Here is a 25217-nt window from a genome sequence, read left to right on the forward strand (position 1 = left end):
AGACGATTGATGAAGAGAAACAGTAACGGCAAGCCGACGGCGTTCAGACGCCGCCGCTTCTGTAAGCTGACGGTGTTTCGCATCGCCACTGACGGCCGCCTCACGCGCATCCGCAAATACGATGTCGAGACCGGCAACGACTGGATGTTCTGGTGCGGCATGGTGCCATTGGAAGTGTGATGACGACAATCGTACAAATCGAGGTGATGCGCGTTGCGATCGGTTTCGACGCCGGCCGGCGCGTAACTGAAGACTCAGGGGCACGAGCCGGCGACGCATTCAACGCCGCGTCGAAGCAACTCGCGCGGATGGAATCCCTGCTCGTCAAGGTGGTGCTTTCCGATGGACGCGTCGGCTGGGGTGAAGGATTCGGTCACGCCTGCAATCCCGCGACGTTCGCGATGCTCGCCGGCGCGGTCGGTCGCTTTTTCATCGGCATGCCGTTCGATGCTGCGGCGCAACCCGAAGTGTTGAACGCGACGGCGCAGCGCGCATTCCATTCGTATGGCAGCACGGGGCCGATGATGTACGCGCTATCCGCAATCGATATCGCGCTGTGGGATCTCGCCGGCCAGGCAGCAGGCACTCCGCTATACCGGATGCTAGGGGCGAGCCGCACACGCGTGGACGTCTATGCGAGCCTCGTCAGCTACGACAATGATCCTGCGGAAGTGGCGCGACAGGTGCGTCGCGTGCACGCTGAGGGGTTCACGCGAATCAAGCTGCACGAAACATCGGCCGACGCAATTCGGGCGGCACGCGAAGCGCTTCCCGCCGAGGTTGAATTGATGGTGGACGTGAATTGTCCGTGGTCGGCGGAGGAAGCGGCGACGCAAGCCGCTCGCATCCGTTCGCAGGGACTCACCTGGCTCGAGGAACCGGTCTGGCCGCCGGACAACTACGCAGGACTGGCGCAGGTGCGGCGCTGCGGCGTGCCAATTGCGGCTGGCGAGAACGCTGCGGGTATTGCGGGCATCCGGCAATGTCTGGAGAGCGGCGCAGTGGACGTGCTGCAGCCGAGCGTCGCAAAGCTTGGCGGCGTTACCGCCATCCGGGAGGCGATTACGCTGGCGAACCGGCACGGTGTGCGTGTAGTGCCTCACTGTTTCTTCTACGGTCCCGGACTGCTCGCGACCGCGCACATCGTCGCGAGCTTGCCGGATACGGTCGCGCTGGAGATGCCAGCTGTGCGTTTCGACGCGCTGCTGCATCCCGCGATGGCACTCCGGCCAACACTGACGTTGCCGGACACACCAGGACTTGGTTTCGCGCCGGACGAAGACGTGCTGAGAAGTAATCTCATCGACCACGCGATCGTTCGCTGAACATTCGGAACAGACATGAAGCACCATTATCGATGGTTCATCGGACTGCTGCTGTTTTTCACGGGCGCACTCAACTATCTGGACCGCGCGGCGATGTCCGTCGCCGCGCCGTTGATCAAGCACGATCTCGGATTTAACGACGCCGAAATGGGCGTGCTCTTCAGCGCGTTCTTCGTCGGCTATTGCGTCTTCTGTTTCGTCGGCGGATGGTGTGCTGACCGGTTCGGGCCGCGGCGCGTCTTTGCGATTGCCGCGGCGGTCTGGTCGTTCTTCTGCGGCGCCACCGCGCTGATGTCGAGCTTTGCGCAGCTACTGGTGGTGCGCGTGCTTTTCGGCATTGGCGAGGGACCGATGGGCACCACGACGAACAAATCGATCGCCAACTGGTTTCCGCGCAACGAGGCCGGCCGCGCGGTGGGATTGACGGCAATCGGTCAGCCGCTGGGCGCTGCGCTGGCCGCGCCGCTGGTTGGCCTCCTCGCAGTCAATTTTAGCTGGCGTATCGCGTTCGTTGCGACGGGCTTTCTCGGCCTCGTGTGGCTTGTCGCATGGCTCGTGTTCTTTCGCGATACACCAGCGCAGCATCCGTGCGTATCGGAGCAGGAGCGGGCGCTGATCCAGTGCAGCCGGGCTCAACTACGCGTGGTCGCGTCGCCTGTTGCAGATGACGCGAACGAGATTCACGGCGTGTGGCACTACGTGCTGTCGACGCGCGTCCTTGCCGTCGCCTTTGCATTCTTTTCCTTCAACTACGTGTTGTATTTCCTGCTGTCGTGGTTGCCAAGCTATCTGACTGATTTTCAGCATCTCGATATCAGGCATATGGCGGTGGTGGGCGCGATTCCGTGGCTCGGGGCGTCTATCGGGCTCGCGCTCGGCGGCGTCGCGTCCGACTGGCTGACGAAACGCACCGGCAACGCATTGCGATCCCGCAAAGGGGTGATCGTCGTGGGACTGTGCGGCTCGGCTGCATGCGTGCTGATGGCTTCACGCGTTGCAACCGTCACGCCGGCGGTGGCCCTGATCGCAGCCGCCGCACTGCTCGCCTTCATGACGCCACAGACCTGTTGGGTTCTGATCCAGGAAATCGTGCCGGGCAGTCGTGTGGGTGCGGCTGGCGGGTTCGTCCATCTCCTTGCGAACCTGGCGGGCATTCTCGCACCCGGCCTCACGGGGTGGCTCGTGCAATACGGGGGTGGCTATCGGGTCGCATTCTGCTTCGCCGCAACGCTCGCGGCGGCCGGCGCGTTGGGCGTGATCGTGTTGCTGCGGCCGTTCAATGCATCGCATAAGAGGAGCGCGGACGGGACCGTCGCCATGTAGACACATGCCGCATCGAGCCTGAGGTCGCCTGCGTCGCGACCTTGGCTTCGTCTAAACGGGCTTTGGCAGGAGATCGCGGAGCCTCATATATTCGAACATCGCGTTCAAAGCGCATCCCTGTCGCAATGAAAGCTTCAGTCGGATGGCGGCAGATACGCACTGCGCCTGACATTCGCCGGACAGAAGATCCGGAACTCCACCGGTCCTGGCGGAGGAGCGTCCTCGACCACACCGCAAGCATGCAGTACGTGCTGCAGTGCGGATATCACTTGCCCATCGGGATCCTGGTCGATGGCGACATCCATCGTTTGTTCCTCGATGTATTTGCGGTGCAAGTCCAGCATTTCATGGCTCACCCATACGACCTGTCCGCTCGCGCCGAACTTGCGCAACGCGGCTTCGATACCGGGTGAGCCGTATCCGCTGTTGTAGATGCCGACCAGGTCGTCCTGCTTCAGTGCGTTCACGACCGCGCGATAACACCTGTCCGGGTCATCCTGGGTTTCCACTGCCGTGCTATCACAGGCGAGTTCAGGAAACGACTCCGCAAGCTGTGCCCGGCAACCGCCGATCCGGTCGATATGCGCGCGATAGTCCTTGCGGCTGCACAGCAGCAGCACCCGCCCGGGCCGTCTTGCGAGGCGTCCGACGAAGTAGCCTGCCGTACGCCCGGCACACAGGTTGTCGATACCCGCGTAATGGAGACGTGGTACGTCCGCGACGTCGGTAACCATCGTAACAACCGGCTCGCCGCGTTCGATTACCGTGCGTAGTGCATCGCGGATGCGGGGCGTATCGTGTGTCGTCACGATCAGCCCCGAGCGTTTATAGCGCGGATGAAGGATCGCTTCGGTAACCGCATGGTCGTCTTCCGCAAGGATGGATCTATGCATAACGATCCGCTTATCGAGCATCTGCATCGAGCGTTGCAGGGCGAGATTCAGGCGGCCGAAAAAGGGCGTGCTGTTCTGCGGCAGCAGCACCTCCATGTGCATCAGCCCGTGATGCGTATCAGGTAGGACGCGCGGCACGGCCAGTTGCCGGGCCGCCGCCACCACGCGCGCGCGCGTCGCTGCCGACACGCTGCCACGTTCATTGAGGACCCGATCAACGGTGGCCGGACTTACGCCCGCGGCCTCCGCGATTTCGATAAAGCGCGCCGTGCGCTTGCGCCGTGGCGGCGTGGCAGCGTCGGTCATGTCGTTGTCTCCATTCCATGTGTACTTCTTTTTTGTCTGCGCTCGCGCGAATGCCGCGGCGCAGCATTATTCCGTGCTTTTTTAACGCTAGGTGATTGACGAAAAAACGTCAATCTTTTCGTTGAGAGGAGGTTGGCGGTCTCTTATCTTGCAGACATCGCCTTCCCGCAATCCTGTCCTTCGCGGCAGCCGGGAAAAGCAGATCTGGAAAAGAAAGGAGACAAAGGTGTCGAACTCACCTCTGAACATGCCATGCACGGGCAGCCTTGCAAGCGCCGGTCTCACCGGGCGTGACGCTTCGGCCGCATCGACCGAAGAGAACTGGTATCGCCCCGATATCCCACGGCAGACACTCAAGCAACTGATGAAGCGCAGCGATGCTGAAGGCCTGAAGAACTTCGGCCTGTGGATCGCCTTGCTGCTCGCGTCAGGGGGCGCGGCATTCTATGCGTGGGGAACGTGGTGGGCGATTCCGGCATTTTTCGTCTACGGGACGATCTACTGTTCCAGCGACGCGCGCTGGCATGAGCTTGCACACGGCACGCCGTTCAAGACGCCTTGGCTGAATCAGGCCTTCTATCAGCTTTGCTCGTTCATGACGATCCGTGAGGCGACGCTCTGGCGCTGGAGTCACGCGCGGCATCACACGCACACGATCATGGTCGGCCGCGACCCCGAGATTCAGGTATGCCGCCCGCCGCAACTCGTCACCATCCTGCTGGATTTCTTCTATCTGATTGGCGGCACCACCGAGATTGTCAAGACCGTGAGTCATGCATGCGGGTCGATCAGCCCGGAAGTCGCCGACTTTGTGCCGGCGATGGAGCGCAGGAAGATGATCTGGATCAGTCGCTTCTACGTCGTCGTCATAGCAGCGGTAATCGGCTGGTGCTTTGCCATCCAAAGCATTCTGCCGTTGATGTTCGTGTGGACGCCGCGCTTTTACTGCGGCTGGTTTCACCAGACGCTTGGCCTCACGCAACACGCCGGAATGGCCATGAACGTTGCCGACCACCGGCTCAATACGCGCACTGTCTACATCAACCCGGTGTTCGCGTTCCTCTACATGAACATGCAGTACCACATTGAACATCACCTGCTGCCGATGGTGCCGTACCACGCGCTGCCGAAGCTGCACGAAGCGATCAAGGCGGAGACGCCGCCTGCGTACCCGAGCCTCTGGTCGGTCTACAGGGAGATGGTTCCGACCTTGATCCGCCAGAGACGCGATCGCTCTCACTTTATCCGCCGCCACGTCCCGCATCGTGAGTCGATGCGCTCGGCAACCTGAAAAAACCTCCAGAACCGGGAGTATCTGAAATGGTGGATCAACTTGAGTGGGTCATCGCGTGTCAGACCGGCGACATCGATGAAGAAGACGTCGTGCGTTTCGATCATGGCAGTGCGACGTTCGCCGTCTATCGCATCGACGGCAAGTTTTATGCTTCCGACGGCTGGTGTACGCACGAGAAGGCCCATCTTGCCGATGGTTTCGTATTGGGTAATGCGATTGAATGTCCGCGGCATCAGGGGCGTTTCGATATTGCAACCGGTAAGCCGCTTTGCGCACCGGTCTGTCAACAGCTCAAAACGCATCCGGTACGCATCGAAGGCGATGCGGTGCTGATCGGCGTGCCGACGACGGAGTGATTATGCCAAGCGACGCACACATGGTCATCGTCGGCGCCGGTCTGGCGGGTGCCCGCGCCAGCGCCGAACTGCGCGAAGCGGGCTTCGATGGCGCGATCACGCTCATCGCCAACGAACCGCACGCGCCCTATGACCGGCCGCCGCTTTCCAAGGCGGTGCTGCTCAAGGAAAAAGCACTGGGCGATTGTGCGCTCTTCGGCGATACCTTTTTTGCCGATCATGCGATCGATCTGAAGCTTGCAGTCAGTGTGGTTGGAATCGATCGTGCCTGCCGCGCAGCTCTGCTCGATAACGGCGAACGCATTGGATACAGCCGGCTGCTGCTCGCAACCGGTGCGTCGCCCAGAACGTTGAGCGTACCCGGTTCGGAATTGCCTGGCGTGGTCACCCTGCGCACTGTCGACGATGCCCGTGATCTCGCCACGCGGCTCCATCACGGACAACGTGTTGCGATCATCGGTGGCGGCTTTATCGGGCTCGAAGTAGCGTCGAGTGCTATCGCTGCCGGATGCAGCGTCACGGTCATTGAAGCCGGCGAGCGTTTGCTGATGCGCGCGGTGCCGCAGGAAATCGCCGCGCGCATCGAGGCGCGGCACCGTAAAGCCGGTGTGCAGTTCCGCTTTGGCGCGCAGTTGGCCGCTATCGCGGGTGCTAGTGCAGCCGAAGAGGTTCGTCTCGCCGACGGCGAAGTCATCCACTGCGACACGGTAGTGGTCGGCATCGGCGCTGTGCCACGTACCGCACTAGCGCAGGCAGCGGGACTCGACGTCGCGGAGGGCATCGTGGTCGACGACCATCTGTGCACGAGCGATCATGACATCTTCGCCGCAGGCGATGTCTGCTCGTTCCCGCATCCGTTGTACGGCCGCCGTGTGCGCCTGGAATGCTGGAAGAACGCTGACGATCAGGGCCGCCATGCCGCGCGCAACATGCTCGGCGAAGGCCTTCGTTATCGCGAAGTGCCGTGGTTCTGGTCCGATCAGTATGATCTGTCGATTCAGATAGCGGGGCTTCCCGCATTCGCCAGCCATGTTGTGGTGCGCGAGACGTCCGATGCGTTGCTGCTGTTCCATCTGTCTGCGGACGGATCGCTGATCGCGGCGAGCGGTATCGGCGGCGCAATGGGCCGCGATATCCGGATTGCACAGATTCTGATTGGCCGCAACGCTCGACTCTCCGCCGAGGAGCTTGCGGATCCATCAGTGAAGCTCAAGTCGCTGCTGGTCGCCGAAACGGCTTGAGCACGGCCCTACGCCTATCACACACAAACCATGAACCCCACTCTCCACATCGGCGTAAATATCGACGGGGTGCTGCATCGCGACGACATGCCGCCGGTCGACGCTGAAACGCAATTCCAGATGATTGCCGACGCGGGCGTGTTCGACTATGTCGAGATGAATCCGCCCGAGGGTGTTGCACTCGCGCGTTACGTCGAGTTGAGCGAGCGCTACGCGTTGCCGGTTCGCGTGCTCGGCGGCATCTTCTGTGCGGGCCGCGACGAAGCGCACCTGCGGCACGTGATCGAATGGGCGCCGCATTTCGGCTCGACGGTGCTCAATTGCCAGCTCTATGCGAATCATGCAGACGGACATCGCCTCACTGATACCGAAGTCGTGCAGTTCTATGCACAGGCTTGCGAATGGGCTGCTCCGGCTGGATGCATCCCGAGCTTCGAAGTGCACGTTGATATGTGGAATGAAGATTTCAGCCGGGTCGAACGAGTCGGCGAACTGCTGGCACGCGACGGCCTTGCACTGCGCCTCACGCTCGATCATTCACATCTGATCTTCAAGATCGGCAACGGAGAAGAACTCGACGCCCCCGGAATTCGATCACGCGTCGAAGCGGGCGAGATCGTGCTCGATCCTGCGTCGCCCGACGCGATCTTCAAACAGTGGATCGCGCGTGGCTGGGTCCATCACGCCCATGCTCGCAGCGTCACACCGAACAATCCGCGTAATGCCCGCATGCGTCGCCCCGACGGCAGGCCGGGCCGCGGCATTCAATACCCGTTTGTACGTCCCGCTACGGATCAATGGGACGGCAACTGGGATGAGGCAGCACTCCTTCCGTGGAAGAGCGCGGTGCGGCACCTGCTCAACGCGCACGCACACAGCGGCATTTCCACGCCGCAGCGCATCAGCTGCGAGTTCATTCCGTTTGCCGACTATGGCGGCGGTGCAGGGTATTCGATCTTCGAGAACAACGTGGCTTGCGCGGCATGGTTGCGCAGTACGTGGCTGGAGCAAACCGCCGGACAAGACGCCGTAACGGCATGAATCCGAGAGACAACACATTCGTTCGCTATAACTGGAGACACAAATGACATTGACGAGTGGTGGAGCACTGCAATTTTCCCTGAACCGCATGAGCGCACCGCGGCTGGCGTTCGCCGAATACGTCGCGCTTTGCCAGCGCCTCGCCGTCGATGCGATCGAGATCCGCAACGACCTCGAAGGCGTCGAGATCAACGACGGCACGCCCGCCGCAGATATCAAGGCGCTTAGCGCTTCCGCGGGTCTGACGATCCTGTCGATCAATGCGCTGCAACGCTTCGAACGCTTCGATGCGACTCGCGCGAAAGAAGTGCTAGCACTCTCGCGCTATGCCGCCGACTGCGGTGCGCGCGCGATCGTCCTGTGCCCGACCAACAGCCGCCAGGATCAGCGCTCGGCGAGCGAGCGTCACACCGATCTGGTCAATGCACTCAAGCAACTGAAACCGATCCTCGACGATCATGACCTGCATGGTCTGATCGAGCCGCTCGGCTTCGAGGAATGCGCGCTGCGCCGCAAATCCGATGCGGTCAAGGCGATCTACGACGCGGCGGGCGAGCGCCATTTCCGGCTCGTGCACGACACGTTCCACCACCATCTGTCGGGCGAAGACATTTTCTTTCCGGACCTGACGGGCCTCGTCCACGTTTCGGGCGTCGAGGATAGCGGCCTGCCTGTCGGCCAGATGCGCGACGGGCATCGCGTGCTGGTCGGCGCGGCCGATCAGCTCGGCAACATCCGTCAGTTGACCGCGCTGTTTGCACGCGGCTATCGCGGACATGTGTCGTTCGAACCGTTCGCCGAGGAAATTGCCGGCGCTGACGACATCGAAAGCCGTCTGCGCGACAGCATCGGTTATATCCGCGCGAGCGTCGAATCGGCACAGGTGCGCAAGGCTGCGTAGCAGAAGCTCTCAGGATACGGATGGAAAGAGATGGCGAAGGTGAACACCGCATGAAATTTCGCCGCGCGGACCTTGGCATCAGACCGAAAGGCCGCGCGGGTTTAATCAACAGATAGGAGACATGTCAATGAAATTCCTCACACGATCACTGTTTGCTCTGTCGTTCGCGGCGATGCTGCCGGTTTACGCTATTGCGAGCACGACCATCGGCGTCTCGATGGCGCACTTCGACGACAACTTCCTGACTACGGTGCGCGACGCGATGGCGACCGAAGGCAAGGCCCACAAGGACGTCAATCTCGACTTCGAGGATGCGCAAGGCGACGTGGGGCGGCAAGTCAGCCAGGTCGAAAGCTTCGTGTCCCAGCACGTTGCGGCGATCATCGTCACGCCAGCCGACGCGTCGGCAACCAAACGCATGACCGACACCGCACGCAAGGCGGGCATCCCGATCGTCTACGTCAATCGCAAGCCGGATGAACCGATGGGCAACGGCGCTTACTTCATTGGCTCGGACAGTCTCGTGGCCGGGCACTTGCAGATGGACTACCTCGCGAAGCAGCTCAAAGGGAAGGGCAATATTGCCATCATGCTCGGCGAGCTATCGACCGACGCAACGCGGGACCGTACTCGCGGCGTGAAGGATATCGTCGCGAAGAATCCCGGCATCAAGATCACCGAAGAGCAAACCGCGAACTTCGACCGTAGCCAGGGTATCAATCTGATGAGCCAGTGGCTGAGCTCGGGCAAGAAATTCGATGCGATCGCCGCGAACAACGACGAGATGGCGCTCGGCGCACTGATCGCGATGAAGCAGGCGGGCGTCTCACCGAAGAGTGTGCTGGTCGGCGGCGTCGATGCGACGAAGGAAGCCCTGAGCGCGATGGCCAAGGGCGATCTCGCCGTCACCGTGTTCCAGGACGGGCGGGGGCAGGGCAAGGGTGCTGTCGATACCGCGATCAAGCTCGCCGGTGGAGACAGGAACGTGCCTAAGGAGGCCTGGATTCCTTACCAGCTCGTCACACCGGACAACTACAAGAGCTTTCTGAATAAATAGTCCGCATGACCTCGGGGCGGCGCCACGCTCGCCCCGCTTCATCCACAGAGGGAGTGCCACGATGTCAGACCTCACCATGACAGCGGAAAAAGCCCAGCCGCAACGCGTCGCCACCTCGGCGGCGCATGAGCCGATCTTTGCCGCCCGCAAGATTCGCAAGGCCTTTCCCGGCGTGATCGCGCTCGACGACGTGTCGATCGATGTCCACGCCGGCCGGGTGCATGCGCTGATGGGCGAGAACGGCGCCGGCAAGTCGACGATGATGAAGATCATCGCGGGCGTCTATTTCCCGGACGGCGGTTCGCTGCATTTCAAAGGCGAACCGATCGCGCTGAAGTCACCGCGTGACGCGCTCGACCGCGGTATCGCGATGATTCATCAGGAGCTGAATCTGCTGCCGTACATGACGGTGGCGGAGAACATCTGGATTGGCCGCGAACCGCGCAATCTGCTGGGCCTGATCGACCATCGCGCGCTGAACCGGCACACGGGCGAACTGTTCGCGCAACTCGGCATCGAGATCGATCCCCAGGTGTTACTCGGCAGCTTGAGCATTGCGAACCGCCAGATGGTGGAAATCGCCAAGGCCGTGTCCTTCGACGCCGATCTGCTGATCATGGACGAACCGACCTCGGCGATCACCGACAAGGAAGTCGAGCATCTGTTCCGGATCATCGGCGAACTGAAGGCGCAAGGCAAGGCGATCATTTACATCACACACAAGATGGATGAGGTGTTCGAGATTGCCGATGACATCTCGATCTTCCGCGACGGTCACCACATCGTCACGCGCAAGGCGAATGAATTCGACAAGCAATCGCTGATTGCCGCGATGGTTGGCCGCGAACTCACGCAGGTCTTTCCCAAGATGGAAGTCGAGATCGGTGAAGTGGCGCTCGCCGTGCGCAGCCTCGGCCGCCGCGGCGTGTTTTCGAACGTCAGCTTCGATCTGCGGTACGGCGAGATTCTCGGCGTGGCCGGTTTGATGGGTTCCGGACGCACCGAGGTGATGGAGTCGATCTTCGGCATCTATCCGGCGGACGAAGGCGAATTGCTGTTCGACGGAAAACGCCGGGCGATTCGCTCTCCGCAACAGGCGATCGCCGCGGGTGTCGCGTTTCTCACCGAGGATCGCAAGAGCACGGGCCTGTTCCTGCAGCTTTCCGTCGGCGAAAACATGCAGATTTCGGCGTTGCGCCGAAATTGTGCGTTGGGCTTCGTCCGTCAAAAGCGCGTGAACGTTTCATGCGCCGATATGTGCCGTCAGCTGAAGGTCAAGACGCCCGGTCTGCACGAAATCATCGAGAACCTGAGCGGCGGCAACCAGCAGAAGGTGCTGCTCGCGCGCTGGCTGTTGAACAAACCGAAGATTCTGATTCTGGATGAACCGACGCGCGGCGTCGACGTTGGCGCGAAGGCGGAGATTCATACGCTGATCACGCAGCTCGCAAGAGAGGGTGTCGCGATCATCATGATCTCGTCGGAACTGCCCGAGGTGATGGGCATGAGCGACCGGATCGTGGTGATGCACGAGCGTACCGTCAGCGGCATTCTGCCTCGTGCGAGCGCGACGCAGGAAACCATCATGACGCTCGCTTCCGGCGAGCAGCATGAATTTGCGGTAGATGCAGCAAGCATCTTGCATGGGACCGGAGTAAGCGCTAAAGCGGCAACTCTGGTCGACGGCGTTGCATGGGACCTGAGTAAGCGCTAAAGCGCTAACTCAGGTCGGCACAGGAGACGACAATGCGTAACTCAGCCATCCTCACTCCCGATATCCCTCGTCCTGTGGCACGCACCTGGCGTGTGCCGCAGGAGACCAGCATCCTGCTAGTGCTGCTCGGCATCGCGCTGGTCTTCGAAGCGCTCGGCTGGATCGAGCGCGGCCAATCGTTTCTCTACAACCCGCAGGGCCTCCTGATCATGGTGCTGCGCGTGTCCGAAATCGGGCTGATCGCGGTGGGCGTCACGATGATCATCATCGCGGGCGGCATCGATCTGTCGTCCGGGTCCGTGGTCGCGCTATCCGCAATGATTGCCGGCAGCCTCGCGCAGACATCGGGTTTCGGGCGCACGGTGTTTCCGGGGCTTGTCGATTTGCCGGTCCTCGTGCCGGTCGCGGTGGGTGTGCTGACGGGCGGCATTTGCGGCCTGATCAACGGTACCTTGATCGTGCGCACCGGTGTGCCGCCTTTCATCGTCACGCTCGGCATGATGGTGTCGGCGCGTGGACTGGCGCGCTACTACACGCACGGCCAACCCATCAGCATGTTCAGCGACGCGTACACCGCGATCGGCAGCGGTGCGAAGCCGGTGGCGATCTTTCTGCTGGCGGCGCTCGTCTTCCACATCGTGCTGCGCTACACGCGGTTCGGTAAATGTCTGTATGCGATCGGCGGCAACGTACAGGCGGCGCGCGTGTCGGGCATCAGCGTCGGACGCAATCTGGTGGCCGTCTACACGATCGCCGGGCTGTTGACCGGTCTTGCCGGCGTGGTCGTCTCGGCGCGCGCGCAGACGAGCCAGTCTGGTATGGGCATGTCGTATGAACTCGATGCAATTGCGGCGGCCGTGATCGGCGGCACGAGCCTCGCCGGCGGCGTGGGCCGGATCACTGGCGCGGTGATCGGTGCATTGATTCTCGGCGTGATCTCGAGCGGCTTCACCTTTCTGGGCATCGATTCGTACATCCAGGAAATCGTCAAGGGAATGATCATCGTCGCGGCTGTGATCGCCGACCAATACCGTAAGCGGCGCGCTCGCTAAGCAACGATCAGCGCTTCGAAGTGATCGGCAGCAAGGACCCGCTTGAAGAAGCCGGCATGAGACCACGCCGGCTTTCTACATGGCAAAAACAAGCACGTTGCCTGCTACCTGTTCTGTGCCACACCTATTGCCGATTGTGCGCCGAGACTGCGGCGAGCTTGCTTGACGTCGTCGGCTGTGACCGCCGCCGCCGCGTTGCCCCAGCTATTGCGCACATAGGTCGAGATGGCCGCGATGTCGCCGTCCGTCAGCTTCCAGCTGAAGTTTGGCATGGCCGCTCCGGTAGGATTGGTTTGCGTCACGGCGCCACGGCTGCCGATCAGGATCGTGCGCAGCATGTTGGCCGGATCCGGCGCCCGTACGCCCGCGCTGTCCGCCAGTGATGAAACCATGCCCGTCACGCCCTGGCCCGACGAGCGGTGGCACGCGGCACAGTTCGCCATGAAGAGCGAACGGCCGAGCGTCATTGCCGAGTTACTTGCTGCAAGCGCTGTCGGCGCCTTCCGGTCGGATCCGGGGAAGCTCTTCAGGTATACGCCCACGGCATGCAGGTCCGCCGTACTCAGGTGTTGCAGCGAATTCGTTACAGCCTCCGCCATCGGGCCCGACGCGACGCTACGCTGATTACCGCCCGTATGCAGATACTCGACGATGTCCTGCGTCGACCAGTTGCCGAGACCCGTGTAAGGATTGCTCGTGATTTCCGGCGCAAACCAGCCCTGCAATGCGCCGCCCTGCAACGCGGCCTTGTCGCCGCCGAGGAAGTTCTTCGCGGTGTGGCAGGACGCGCAGTGACCGAGCCCTTCGACCAGATAAGCACCGCGATTCCATTCCACCGACCGCTTGTCGTCATTCCTGAATGACGTGTTGTCGAAGAACAGCAGGTTCCAGCCGAACATCAGCATGCGGATGTTGAACGGGAAGGGCAATTGATTTGCGTCGACCTTGTTGTTCACAGCTGGAACGGTATCCAGATACGCCTTGATATCGCGCAGGTCCTGATCGCTGACCTTCGCATAGGCCGTATACGGCATGGCAGGGTACAGGAATTCGCCGTGCTTGCCGCGGCCTTCCTTTACGGCGCGAATGAACTCCGTGTCGCTCCAGGTGCCGATGCCGGTTTCCTTGTCGGGCGTGATATTGCTCGCGACGATCTTCCCGAACGGCGTTTCCAGTGGCAGGCCGCCTGCGAAGGGCTTGCCGCCTTCGGCCGTGTGGCAGGCGACACAGTCACCGGCGCGGGCCAGGTACAGGCCGCGCTTGACGGCGTCCGAATCGGCGGAGGAAAGCGGCATGGTCTTCGGAGAAGGCGCATTCACCGCGGCTTGACCGCCGACGTTGCTCTGGGTGTCAGGCTTGTTCTGCGCGTGCGCATCGCCCGCATGATCCCACGCGACGAAAGCCGCGGCAGCGAGTACCGCCGCGCTGAAAGAACCGATGAGTGTCCTGGTGCGCACGTTTTAGATCCTCACCAGGGGGCCGGGCGATTTCAGATACTGCGACTTGATCGCTTCCGCGGCCCACAGCGTGGTGGCGCCAACGGTGCCGGTCGGGTTGTAGCCGCCGTTGTTGGCGAACGCGGAGGCGCCCACCACGAAGGTGTTATGCACGTCCCAGCTTTGCAGGTAGCGATTGAGCGCGCTCGTCTTCGGATCGTCGCCGATGATGGCGCCGCCGGTCGTATGCGAAGACAGATTGTCCATCGGCGAGAACGGCCTGGTGGTCGGCTCGCTGCGCACGACGGTTTTCGCGCCCATCGCGTGGCCGAGTTCTTCGGACTTGTCTGCCATGAATTTCGCCGAGCGCTTGTCGTTCTCAATCCAGTCGAAGGTCACGCGTAACAGCGGTCGGCCGAAACGATCCTTGTATTCGGGATCGAGATCGAGATAAACATCGCGATGCGGATAGCTGTTGCCCATTACGTAGATCGAGTTGTAGTTCTGATAGGTGTGCTGATACGCCTTCTTCCACTCGCTGCCCCAACGCGGTGTGCCGGGCGGCACGCCATTGCTTAAACCGATCGGTCGGCCGTTCGTCGAGTGCACGAGCGCCACGCCACCGCCGATGAAATCGTGGTTGCTGTGGTCGAAGTTGTCGCTGTTGAAGTCGTCGATGGCCTGCGCGAGTGCGCCCGCGCCGATGAACGGATTGAGCCGCTCGTTCTCGAAGAAGATCGACGCGCCCGAGATGGTCTGGTACGCGTAGTTGCGGCCGACCACACCTTCGCCGGTATCGTGCCTGTAGGGCTTGCCGATGCCTGACAGGAGCATCAGACGCACGTTGTCCATCTGGTAGGCCGAGATCACGACGATGTCGGCGGGTTGCTCCCACTCGTTGTTATCGTGGTCGACAAAGGTGACGCCGGTCGCCGTTTTCTTGTCTTCGGCGAGGTTCACCCGCAAGACCTCGGATTCGGTGATCACGCTGAAATTCTTGCGCTGCATGAGCGCGGGCATGATGCACGCCTGCGGGCTGCTCTTGGACCAGTTGCCGCAACCGAAAAACTCGCAGTAGCCGCAATATGTGCAAGGCGCCATATGGACGCCCAGAGGATTCACATACGCGCCTGAGGTATTGCCTGCCGGTACCGGAAACGGGTGATAGCCGAGCTCGCGCGCCGCTTTGTCGAACATCGTCGCGACACGCGTGCGCTCGAGCGGCGGCAGCGGATAGTCGCGATTGCGCGGACCTTCGAACGGGTTGCCGCCTTGCTGGATTTTGCCCTGAATGTTGCCCGCACGGCCCGAGGTGCCGGCCAGACGTTCGAACTTGTCGTAGAACGGTTCGAGATCGGCGTACGTCACCCCCCAATCCTGCACCTGCATGCCTTCCAGGAATTTGCTCTTGCCGTAACGCTCGACCGTGTTCGTATAGGTCTGGAAGTCGTTCGGCAGGAAACGCCACGTCATGCCATTCCAGTGCGTACCGGCTCCCCCTACGCCGATACCGAACTGGTAGGTGTTCCAGTCGCGCAGCGGCAGAGCGGTTTGATCCGGCGTGTTACGGAACGTGAGCGTTTCGACGGCGGGCGGCTGCATGAGCGCACGGCGCGTCGCGAAACGCAATTCGTCGGTGTCGACCGTGGTGGGGAAGTCGCTGCTGGTATCGCGCCATGCGCCGCGTTCGATCGCGACCACGTTCAGACCTGCCTGGGTCAACTCGTTCGCCATGAGCGAACCGGCCCAGCCGAGACCGACGATGACAGCGTCGGCCTTAGCACGTTTGAGTGCCATGTAATTCTCCGCTTGTTGCAGTGGGGTGCAGTGATGCAGTGACGCAATGGGAAACGCGCGCGCGTCAGCTCTTGCGGCTGATGAGGCTGATCGGAATGATCTTCAGGTCTTCGCCCTGACGACCGATTACGTCGCGGAAGTCGTATTGCGCGCCGGGGAAGCCGAGCATCTTCCAGCCGGCCATGTCCTTGTTGCCGCCGTAGATCGGATCGGCGAAGAACCCTTCGCGCACGTTCTGCAGAACCAGATTGAAGAAGGCTTTCGAATCGACTCTGCCGAGGGCGAGCGCGCCGGCCTCGAGTTGTTTGAGCAGCTCATCCTGTTGTTCGGGCGAAAGCGTATTGAAGGCTTTTCCGCCGAAATTTTGCTTGCAGTGATCGTCGAGCGACTTCAGGCCGGCGCGATAGCGTTCGGCGGGCGTATCCTTGATTTGCGGGCCTTGGCTCGGCGTGCCCGGCTTGAATTCTCCCAGCCGGTATTGCGTGGCCGCACGGCCGTAATCGCCGTTCAACTGGCGATCGATGAAGAGTGCGCAGCCCGCTTCCTTGCCGCCGATGCTCAACTCGTCCGAAGGAATCAGGCGATCTGAGATCGCTTCGACAACGGCGACCTCTTCGGCCGTGAAGAATTTCCAGCCGTCCGCCACCACCGGCTCCGGCAGCACCACCGGGTCCTTGAACCACGGCATGCCGCCGAAAATCACGCGGGCCTTGGCGACTGCGATGCCCGCAGCCATCAGGACCATTGACGAAATAAATTTACGGCGTAACAAGTCGTTTTCCCCAGAAAATCATCGTACGTTCAGACAGAAATGGAAGGCTCGTGACTCGTCCTGAATCTTCGATCTCATAATATTCTAACCGGTTAGTTAAAAATGAGTCAAAATGCAGGCAAGCCGAGGACGCGCCGGCGCGAACTTGCCGCCGTGAGATGTCCGTGGATGCGCACTGACTCGGCGCGGCAAACGCAGAGGCAGCGGGCAGCGCGATAGCGGACTAGCGAACACCAGTGTGCATGTCGCTAAAGCCCATGCCCGCAGGCATTCGCGCTTCGTCACCGCCATCGAGCCTCGCGCGCAGACGCCGGATGAAGTCCTTCGCAGTTGCGGTCAACAGATCCTCGCTGGAATAGGCGAGATAGACGCCAATCGGCGGCATTGGCTCGACAAGACTCAGAAATCTGAGTGATCCTCCCGCCGCTCGCTTTGACAGTATCGGCATCGCGAGCGATGACCATACCGCGACGGCTTCCATTTGCATGGAGAGGTCCAGATAAAGATTCATGGCAGAACATCGGGTTACGCGCTCCGGCACAGGCATGCCGTACTTGCTAAATAGCGTCGCAACAAAGCCCGACTCGTCATTCGGAGAATCCAGCAGGAGCCACGGCATTGTGTGAATCTGCTCGACAGACAGCGTCTGCGCACACTTATACGACGCGGGGATCGTGAGCAGCACGCCGAGTTCGTACAGTCGGGTCCACTCGAACGTCGCGTTCTTCGGTTCACCGTACTGCGTGAAGACGCCGATGTCGATCGTACCGTTGCGCAGTCCGTCCGCAATCGTTTCGGCACGCCCCTCGATCACCTGCAATTTCACGTTTGGACGCGCGACCGTCAACTCGATGAGCGCATTGGCAAGCGCGCGGGTCGATGCCGGTGGCGTTATTGCGAGAGTCAGCCGTCCCGCAAGTTCGCCCCGCTCGGTTTGCGCGTCTTCCGTGATGTGCCCAATCTCGCGCTGCACGACCTGCGCACGTTTGAGCACTTGTTGCGCGAAAGGCGTCAGGGTGGCACCGTTCGCCGAGCGCGTGAGGAGCTGGAGGCCGAGTTCGACCTCCAGCTCCCTGATCGAACGGCTGATCGCGGGCTGCGTCAGGAAGAGACGGCGCGCTGCCTCATGCAGACTCCCGGCCTCAGCGACCGCACGCAGCGCATCGAGTTGTCTCAGCTTCACAGCATCCCCTGACTTCATCTTTCAGAGAGCCATGATAGCGGGACAAAATTGCGCGCGGGCATGCCAGTGCAGCAGTCAGCCCACGGTCTTCGGCAGCGGCTGCTGCACGCCCTCTGGAATCGGGCACACGTAGGGCTCCACGGCCAGGCGCTCGGCGAGTTCCGTGCGCGCTGCCGCGAGCACCATGCCTTTGTGCGCGATCGCGCTCTTGCCCTGCGACACCCACTGCCACGAATGCGGCGACGTACCAAAAGCGAAGCATGCGGTCATGCATTGCACGGTCGGCGTGACCCAGCTGACGTCGCCAACGTCGGTCGAGCCGTGCATCTTCGAAGGCCGGTCGTTGTGTAGTGCATCAACGCCGTCGAACAGCGCTTTCGGCTGACGCCATGCGGCCTGCAGCATGCGGCCTGCCATCTCGATCTCTTCCGGGCGTGTCGTGCGATGCATTGACTCCGCGAACTGCAGCTCGTCGCTGTCATAGTCCGGCGCACCGAATTCCTTCAGCTTTGCCTGCATCAGTTCGTTCAGCGTGGTGTTGCGAAGCAGGTTCGAGCAAGCTGAATGCACTTCGATTTCCAGTTCGCAGTCGGTCATGAGCGCGGCGCCGCGGGCGATATTGCAGATCCGCTCGTACAGTTCACTCGCGTCGCGATTGCGCGGTGCACGGATCATATAGAGCGCCGCTGCATTCGGTTGCACGACATTCGGCGCAACGCCACCGGCATCGGTAATGGCGTAATGCACGCGCGCGTCCGGGATCATGTGTTCGCGCAGAAAGTTGGTACCGATGTTCATCAGCTCGAGTGCGTCGAGCGCGCTGCGCCCGAGATGCGGCGATGCGCCGGCATGGGCAGCCACGCCCTTGAAGCGGAAGTACGCCTGCTTAACCGCCAGACTCTCCATATTCATGATCGTGTTCGCGACGCCGGGGTGCCAGGTGATCGCGGCTGACACATCGTCGAACAGGCCCGCGCGAGTCATGAAGGTTTTACCCCAGCCGCCTTCTTCGGCAGGACAACCGTAGAACCGCACTGTGCCTTCTATTCCGTTGCGTTCCAGCGCATTCTTGACCGCGACTGCCGCCAGGTGAGCGCTCGTGCCGAGCAGGTGGTGCCCGCAACCGTGGCCGTTGCCGTTGCCGTTGTCGCTCTCGCTTGACGGGCAGGATCTAAGTGCGAGGCTCTCCTGGCTGAGACCGGACAGCGCGTCGAACTCGCCAAGGATGCCGATCACCGGACCGCCTGAACCCGCTTGTGCGACGAACGCCGTCGGAATCCCGGCTACTCCTTCGCGCACGGTAGAGCCGGCCGATTTCAGAAACGCTATATGCGCTGCAGCGGATTTTTGTTCCGTATAACCCAATTCCGCGTATTGCCAGATGTCGTCCGACAGTTGAATGTATTTGTCCTTGCTGCTTTCGATGAAGTCTTGAACCAGTTCAATTGACACGATTTTATCCTCGGTACTGTTGACGAAAATGGATGCGCGATGCGGCCACGCATCAGATCAGAATTGATGGTTGATACCCAACGTGACTCTCGACACGGTGCGCCCGGGTGCAGGTGCCGGTGATCCGCTGTCGTAGTTGTATGTGACGCTGGAATTCGGGCCATTTCGTACGACACCGACACGCCCATACACAGAAGTTCGTTTTGACAGGAAGTGATCGATACCGATGGTCGAGCCGTATGCATAATCCTGCGACTTCGTCGTATCGCGATACGCAGTCGAAACCCGCAGCAGATTGACCCCCCCACCACTTTTGCAAGCCGAGCAGATACACGCTTGCGATAGCGCTGTCCGCTGTCTGCGGAACGTACCGGATGTAGGCGGCCTGCGCGACGAACGGACCAACGTCATACATCAGGGAGGCAAGATAGGTGTCCGTACGTTTTGCCGGCGCGATGGCAGTCTTGCCGACACAACTGCCTGTCATCGACGGATCGCACCAGCTTTGCCCGAAAGCGACTGACAACACCGCCCGCTTGTCGATGTAAGAAATCATCGCCGAACGTTGGTGCACAGCCGGGCCTACGGATTGATCGCCTTTGAGCGAATAGCTGAGGTCGAAGCCGAATGGCCCGAATCGCGGCGAGATATAGCGTAGCGTGTTGGGCAAGCGACCCAGCGCGTCGCTGTTCGCACCGAGACCGAGATCCGTTGCCCCGAGAAAGTATGTGTAGACCGATTCGTGCGCGACGGCGAGAAACGGATCCGCGCCGAGCGCCGCTGCGCCGGCCGACGTATATTGGCGACCCATTGTCAATTGGCCGTAGATCGGATTCTGCATCCCCACATAGGACGCGCGATTGAAGAGCGACGTCGTGTCCTGAACCGATCCGGTGTTGCCCATGAAGCCGTTTTCCAGCCGGAAAAACACGGTCCATTGATTACCCAGATACTCCTGACCGTAGAAGCCGAACTTCGATGTCAGTGCGCCGCCCGATTGAACTCGCTCGATGCTGTATGGACCATCCTTCGTATAGTTGATGCCCATATCCAGCGTGCCGTAGAGCGTCACAAAGCTACGTTGTGAGGCAACCCCCAGCGTCTGCCGCCCTAAGCCAGCTCCCCAGTACCGGAAGATCGACTGCATTTGCGTGCCGGATGCATATGCGCTAGCCGCCGCGTCGGGCGGCGCGCCTGGCGACACTTCGGCGAAAGCCCCGGAGCACGCCAATGTGCCAATCGATGCTAGCAGCGCACCCAATGTCCTTTTCATTGCAAATCTCCACTTGCGTGTTTTTGATAAATTCGCCGGGGAACGGGACGAGCCGCTCCCTCGCGTCTCATTCAAACGCGAATACTGATTCACTCAGAGTGACGAATATCGGCCTGGCCTACCGTGTGCGGCCGCCCGAGAGGCGTGCCGTGCTATTTGTTATGAGGCGCGCTTGTGCGGCTCGGGTAGGCTGCACATCGCACACGCCGTGACGATTCCGCAGGCGATCATGTAAAGCGCGAGCGACATGGGATTGCCCGTTTTTGCAAGGAGCCAGGTCACGATGAACTGCGCGGATCCGCCAAAGAGCGCAACACCGATGCTGTAGATGACGGACAGTCCATTCGCCCGCACGCTGGCCGGAAACATCTCCATTAGCAACAGCAACATGGGTGCGCTGCCGAAGCTGCTTGCCGCTGTGACGACTGCCGTCATGACAAGGGCCAGCGGGACACTGGGGTGCATGTTCATTGCCCAGAACGAGGGATAGACGAGCAGCGTCGTCAGCACGACGGACGCGAGCGCAATGGGTTTGCGCGATTCAGTCCGATCGGCGATCAAGCCGGACACAAGGCACATGACTGTCATCGTCGCGCCCGACACGCAGCCCGCCATCAACGACAGTGAGCTGGAAAGATGCAGCACACGCACCATATAGGTCGGCATGAAGAACACCACCAGGTACATGCCGACCGTTCCCGCGACGATAGACAGCACTCCACGCACGATCTTGCTGCCATGCTGGGTCAACAACGTCGCAAGCGGGTGAGGCTCCGCCGCATTGCTATCGAGCGTCTCATCGAGATGAGCCCGGATGTAAAGGCCCACGGGTGCGATCAGCAATCCAAGCAGAAACGGCATACGCCAGCCCCAGGACTCGAGCGCGGATTGCGACAGGCTCGCATAGAGTACGGCGCCGCTCAACGCACCTACTACGGCGGCACATCCCTGGCTCGCGCCCTGCCAGCCGATCCGGAAGCCGCGGCGGCCGAAGCTGCCGGACTCCATCAGCATCGCGGTCGATGCGCCGATTTCTCCGCCCAGGGAGAAACCCTGCAGCATGCGGCCGAATACGAGCACGAGTGTGCCGAGGGTCCCCGCCATCACGTAGGTCGGCGCGATGGCGATGCACAGCGTGCCTCCAACCATCAGCGTGATCGTCAGCGTCATCGCCGCCTTGCGGCCGCTTCGGTCGGCAAAGCTGCCGATCACCAGCGCACCGAGTGGCCGCATCACAAAGCCGATACCGAATGTCCCGACAGCAAGCAGCAGGGAGCCGTATGCGCTATCGATAGGAAAAAACAGCTTGCCGATCAGCATGGCGAAGAAACTGTAGACAGTGAAGTCGTACATTTCAATTGCGTTGCCGATCGAACAGGCCGCGATCGTGCGTACCTGGCGAGTCGGCCGGGAAGGACGAACGGTAACGGGCGTTTCGGTGGTTTGCAGGGTGACGTTGCTCATCGAATTTCCGAAGGGACGACGGTTTGATGGCAAGCACACGGGGGTCCGCGGAAAGTGCGGAAACCGGCATCGGCTTGAGGTGCGGCCAGTATTTCCGGGACAAAAAGCTACGGCTATTCACATTTTTTTGGGCCGATAACTTTTTGTATGCGTCTCCTGCAGGCCGGGATATTCCTGCGGCCCTCTACCTCAAACGGACGCGGCACCGGTTTCGCTCATCACTTTCGGCTTACGCGGCCGATAGTGCGCAAGTTGCCAACCTGCCGCCCCAATTGTTCAGCGCGGTGGTAAACGGCCTCCATCAACAGCATCGCCCCTCTGGGCGGCGGCGAGAATTAAGGATGTCGTGAGGGCCGCTCGAGTGGTGTATGTTTGATCTACGGCATCAATCTTTCGAGGGCAAACAGATGGGGCTTTCCAATTACGCACGTGAAGACATCGGCAGTCTTGTGCTGCTGGAACACGTCAATCTCACGATCCCGGACCAGCGTCTCGCGACCGCGTTTTATGTCAGTGCACTCGGTCTGACGCGCGATCCCTTCCTGATGACGGGCGTGACCAACATGTGGATCAACGCCGGCCGCTCGCAGATTCACTTGCCGCACGGCGACCCACAGCGTCTTCGCGGACATGTCGGGCTGGTCGTGGGCAGGCGCGCGTCGCTGATCGAGCGGCTACGCGCCATCGAGCCCGTGCTGGAGCAGACACGATTCGCATGGACCGAGCGGGACGACCGCGTGGAAGTGATCTGTCCATGGGGGAATCGTTACGACTGCCTCGATCCTGATGCATGCACAGAGAGCGACCCGTGGGCGGACATTGACCTTGGCATCGCGTATGTGCAGCTCGATGTGCCCGTCGGCTGCGCGATGTCGATTGCCGGGTTCTATCGGGAGATATTCGATGCGTCTGTCGACGTACGTGAGCGCGACGGTTCGCTACAAGCCGTGATCGCGGTCGGTCGGCATCAACAACTCGTCTACGCGGAAACCCTCTCGGCAAGCCAGGAATACGATGGGCATCACATTCAGATCTATGTGTCCGATTTTTCCGGACCTTATGAGCGGCTCGCTGGGAGCGGGTTGAGTTATGGGGAGGAGACTCACCAATATCGCTTCGCCGAGCTCGTCGATCCTGTGAGTGGAACGCATTGCTTCACGCTTGAGCACGAAGTACGCAGTTTGCGACATCCGCTGTACGCGAGGCCCTTGGTGAACCGGAACCCGGATATGACCAACCGTAATTACAGAATGGGCGGCGAGGGGTTTGGCGGGGTGTTCTGATTGGTAGGGCGAACCTGACTGGGAGAAGCGAGTACCGTGCCTGTGTCGTTGATTTGCATAAGCGAGATCGGGAGGTCCCCGATGTGAAGGGCTGAGCGGCGTCAATGTGAATCCCACTCAGGGCGTCGCAGCGAAGTATGGGTAGGCCGTGTTCAGGCGGAGCGGGAGTCACACCTGATGTGTGCGGTGATGGAAATGGACCTGGCGCCGCCGGCCACGAGGCCGGCGGCGCAAAAACGGGCGATTCGCCAACGGGTTACCGGCTTTAGCGCGGTATTGATGACTGCGACGATCGCTCTTCGGGCGTACGTTCGCCGACCTCGTCCGCTGTCTCTACATATATCGCGCACTCGGGGCAATTCTCGGCCGCGAGTTCGGCCAACTCTTCCAACTCCTTGGGCAGTGTCGACTGGATTCGTACGATAGCGTAGCCATCGCTGTCGAGTCCGAACAGCTCCGGGGCAAGACGGCTGCAATTGTTATGGCCGTGACAGAGGCCTGGCGTAATGCCTATCTTCATGGTTTTCACCTGCAGTGTGCGATATGAGATCGTGAAGACCTGCGACTGTTTCCAGCGATAGACCACCGTGGCTTCCGTGCCATCAGGAGCGGCCGCGAGGGCAATAGCGGACCTGAAGCGAACAGAATGCGTCGAGTCCCCATGGGCCGTTCTCTATGCCGATGCCGCTCCATTTCCAGCCACCGAACGGTAAATGCGGCTGCACGACCAGGTGCGTATTGACGTAGGCGCTTCCGCAATCGAGCCGGGCGGCCACGCGTGCCGCACGCTCCTCGTCCGAGCTCCACACCGATCCGGACAATCCGTACGGCGTTGCATTGGCCCGTACGATCGCTTCGTCGAGATCGCTGTAGCGCAGAACGGGTAACGCCGGGCCGAACTGCTCCTCGTCGACGATGCGCATGCCCTCACGCGCCCCGTGCAAAATCGTCGGCTCGAAGAAGTAGCCCGGCCTGTCCATCGCGTGTCCTCCGGCGGCCGCCAGTGCGCCGTCAGCCAACGCATCGGCGACGAGGCTCGAGACCCGCTCGAACTGTGGCTTGTTGTTGATCGGACCGAGCTGCACGCCATCGTCCATGCCGTTGCCGACCCGTGCGCGGCGCGCGCGCTCTGCGAGCGCCTCGACCACCGCATCGTGCAGCCGGTCCGGCACGTAGACGCGTTTGATTCCCGCGCAAATCTGCCCGTTGTTCGTGAACGCTCCCCAGAAAATGCCGGCCGCGACGCGTGAGGGATCGGCATCATCCAGTACGATCGCGGCGTCGTTTCCGCCCAGTTCCAGGGTGATGCGCTTCAGATCCGGAGATGCTGCAGCGGCGACCGCTTTGCCCGTTGCAACGGATCCTGTAAAGCTGATCTTGCGAACCGTCGGATGACCGGTCATCCACGCACCCAGCGCATCGCCGCCGCTGACCACGTTCAGTACGCCAGGTGGCAAATGCCCGGTGATGATTCGCCCAGCGGCGAGTGTCGACAGTGGCGTAAACGGCGAAGGCTTCAACACGATCGTATTTCCCGCGAGCAGTGCGGGTGCGAGCTTCATCCCGAGAAGAAGCAGCGGGAAATTCCACGGCGTGATCGCGGCGACGACGCCCAGCGGACGGCGCACGAGCACTGCCTGACCCCGTGCATCGTCCTGGAGCGTCTCTGGCTGCAGCGGCAGCTCCGCGAAATAGCTGAACCAGCGAGCGGTCTCGGTCACTTCGAAGACGGCCGCCATGAGCGGCTTGCCTTGTTCTTTTGTCACCAGTTCAGCAAGCTCCAGTTGTGCAGCGATCAATGCGTTAGCGATGCCTTGCAGCGCCGCGCGGCGCGCGCTGTCGTCGCTTACGCTCCAGGACACGAAAGCCCGCGACGCACTGGCCATCGCGTCGTCGAGCTGATCCTGGGTGCATTGTGGGGCCTGCGCAAAGATCTCGCCGGTGCCGGGATTGACGACGTCGAACCACGAGGCAGCGGTCGTCTCGCCGCCGTCGATCGTCATGTTGTAGAGGCTCATAAAAACTCCGGATTGGAAAAGGGCGGCGTTGCGTCC

Annotated in this window: 22 protein-coding genes; 12 read left to right on the plus strand and 10 right to left on the minus strand. The window is 61.2% G+C overall.

The genetic code is table 11. The features are described 5' to 3' along the window. Window positions 1–9: 9 nt before the first annotated feature. The 3 genes from BM438_RS45520 to BM438_RS16145 are packed head-to-tail and all read left to right on the plus strand — an operon-like array spanning window position 10 to window position 2648. On the plus strand, window positions 10–180 hold the full coding sequence (locus BM438_RS45520) for a hypothetical protein (RefSeq protein WP_167378402.1): 171 nt from the start codon (window positions 10–12) through the stop codon (window positions 178–180). Beyond that, window positions 180–1325, plus strand: a complete 1146-nt coding sequence (locus BM438_RS16140; protein ID WP_093635233.1) for a mandelate racemase/muconate lactonizing enzyme family protein — start codon at window positions 180–182, stop codon at window positions 1323–1325. Before BM438_RS45520 ends, BM438_RS16140 begins: the two co-directional genes overlap by 1 nt. Window positions 1326–1340: 15 nt before the next feature. Beyond that, on the plus strand, window positions 1341–2648 hold the full coding sequence (locus BM438_RS16145) for an MFS transporter (protein ID WP_093635234.1): 1308 nt from the start codon (window positions 1341–1343) through the stop codon (window positions 2646–2648). A gap of 134 nt (window positions 2649–2782) precedes the next feature. On the opposite strand, the gene BM438_RS16150 is transcribed toward BM438_RS16145, so the two are convergent. Then, entirely contained in the window at window positions 2783–3847 is a 1065-nt protein-coding gene (locus BM438_RS16150; RefSeq protein WP_093635235.1) for a LacI family DNA-binding transcriptional regulator, read from the minus strand. Window positions 3848–4073: 226 nt separating this feature from the next. On the opposite strand from BM438_RS16150, the gene BM438_RS16155 reads away from it, so the two are divergent. The 8 genes from BM438_RS16155 (at window position 4074) to BM438_RS16190 (ending at window position 12503) form a co-directional block, all read left to right on the plus strand. After that, window positions 4074–5138 (plus strand): fatty acid desaturase, encoded by a 1065-nt coding sequence (locus tag BM438_RS16155; protein ID WP_244179382.1) that lies wholly within the window; start codon window positions 4074–4076, stop codon window positions 5136–5138. Window positions 5139–5167: 29 nt separating this feature from the next. Continuing rightward, the gene (locus tag BM438_RS16160; protein ID WP_093635237.1) at window positions 5168–5497 is read left to right on the plus strand and encodes a non-heme iron oxygenase ferredoxin subunit; all 330 of its coding nucleotides are present in this window, start codon (window positions 5168–5170) and stop codon (window positions 5495–5497) included. 2 nt (window positions 5498–5499) lie between these two features. Continuing rightward, entirely contained in the window at window positions 5500–6738 is a 1239-nt protein-coding gene (locus BM438_RS16165; RefSeq protein ID WP_093635238.1) for an NAD(P)/FAD-dependent oxidoreductase, read from the plus strand. 30 nt (window positions 6739–6768) lie between these two features. Further along, window positions 6769–7779, plus strand: a complete 1011-nt coding sequence (locus BM438_RS16170; RefSeq protein WP_093635239.1) for a xylose isomerase — start codon at window positions 6769–6771, stop codon at window positions 7777–7779. Between the two features lie 43 nt (window positions 7780–7822). After that, complete coding sequence (locus BM438_RS16175) at window positions 7823–8680, plus strand: TIM barrel protein (RefSeq protein ID WP_093635240.1); 858 nt, start codon at window positions 7823–7825, stop codon at window positions 8678–8680. A gap of 127 nt (window positions 8681–8807) precedes the next feature. Continuing rightward, the gene (locus BM438_RS16180; protein ID WP_208620662.1) at window positions 8808–9737 is read left to right on the plus strand and encodes a sugar ABC transporter substrate-binding protein; all 930 of its coding nucleotides are present in this window, start codon (window positions 8808–8810) and stop codon (window positions 9735–9737) included. Between the two features lie 76 nt (window positions 9738–9813). Then, window positions 9814–11451 carry a sugar ABC transporter ATP-binding protein gene (locus BM438_RS16185; RefSeq protein ID WP_208620671.1) on the plus strand — a complete coding sequence of 546 codons (1638 nt, stop codon included), beginning with the start codon at window positions 9814–9816 and terminating at the stop codon, window positions 11449–11451. A gap of 32 nt (window positions 11452–11483) precedes the next feature. Next, window positions 11484–12503, plus strand: coding sequence for an ABC transporter permease (locus BM438_RS16190; RefSeq protein WP_093635243.1), 1020 nt, complete (start codon window positions 11484–11486; stop codon window positions 12501–12503). 104 nt (window positions 12504–12607) lie between these two features. On the opposite strand, the gene BM438_RS16195 is transcribed toward BM438_RS16190, so the two are convergent. The 7 genes from BM438_RS16195 to BM438_RS16225 all read right to left on the minus strand — a co-directional run bounded on the left by BM438_RS16195 (window position 12608) and on the right by BM438_RS16225 (window position 21880). Then, a complete protein-coding gene (locus tag BM438_RS16195) occupies window positions 12608–13960 on the minus strand; it encodes a cytochrome c (RefSeq protein WP_208620663.1) in 1353 nt (450 codons plus the stop codon). 3 nt (window positions 13961–13963) lie between these two features. After that, the gene (locus tag BM438_RS16200) at window positions 13964–15736 is read right to left on the minus strand and encodes a GMC family oxidoreductase (protein WP_093635244.1); all 1773 of its coding nucleotides are present in this window, start codon (window positions 15734–15736) and stop codon (window positions 13964–13966) included. A 64-nt stretch (window positions 15737–15800) separates the two neighbouring features. Further along, window positions 15801–16508, minus strand: coding sequence for a gluconate 2-dehydrogenase subunit 3 family protein (locus BM438_RS16205; RefSeq protein ID WP_093635245.1), 708 nt, complete (start codon window positions 16506–16508; stop codon window positions 15801–15803). Window positions 16509–16731: 223 nt separating this feature from the next. Beyond that, window positions 16732–17691 (minus strand): LysR family transcriptional regulator, encoded by a 960-nt coding sequence (locus BM438_RS16210; protein ID WP_167378403.1) that lies wholly within the window; start codon window positions 17689–17691, stop codon window positions 16732–16734. 75 nt (window positions 17692–17766) lie between these two features. Then, window positions 17767–19146 (minus strand): amidohydrolase, encoded by a 1380-nt coding sequence (locus tag BM438_RS16215; RefSeq protein ID WP_093635247.1) that lies wholly within the window; start codon window positions 19144–19146, stop codon window positions 17767–17769. Window positions 19147–19195: 49 nt separating this feature from the next. After that, complete coding sequence (locus BM438_RS16220; RefSeq protein WP_093635248.1) at window positions 19196–20416, minus strand: porin; 1221 nt, start codon at window positions 20414–20416, stop codon at window positions 19196–19198. A gap of 159 nt (window positions 20417–20575) precedes the next feature. Continuing rightward, the gene (locus tag BM438_RS16225) at window positions 20576–21880 is read right to left on the minus strand and encodes an MFS transporter (RefSeq protein WP_093635249.1); all 1305 of its coding nucleotides are present in this window, start codon (window positions 21878–21880) and stop codon (window positions 20576–20578) included. Window positions 21881–22248: 368 nt separating this feature from the next. Here BM438_RS16225 and BM438_RS16230 point away from each other — a divergent pair, with 368 nt between their 5' ends. Then, on the plus strand, window positions 22249–23163 hold the full coding sequence (locus BM438_RS16230) for a VOC family protein (RefSeq protein WP_244179383.1): 915 nt from the start codon (window positions 22249–22251) through the stop codon (window positions 23161–23163). 265 nt (window positions 23164–23428) lie between these two features. On the opposite strand, the gene BM438_RS16235 is transcribed toward BM438_RS16230, so the two are convergent. Next, complete coding sequence (locus BM438_RS16235) at window positions 23429–23683, minus strand: ferredoxin (RefSeq protein WP_143131710.1); 255 nt, start codon at window positions 23681–23683, stop codon at window positions 23429–23431. An 82-nt stretch (window positions 23684–23765) separates the two neighbouring features. After that, complete coding sequence (locus BM438_RS16240; protein WP_093635251.1) at window positions 23766–25181, minus strand: aldehyde dehydrogenase family protein; 1416 nt, start codon at window positions 25179–25181, stop codon at window positions 23766–23768. Window positions 25182–25217 lie beyond the last annotated feature (36 nt).

The sequence above is a fragment of the Paraburkholderia aspalathi genome (assembly GCF_900116445.1).
Lineage (GTDB): Bacteria > Pseudomonadota > Gammaproteobacteria > Burkholderiales > Burkholderiaceae > Paraburkholderia > Paraburkholderia aspalathi.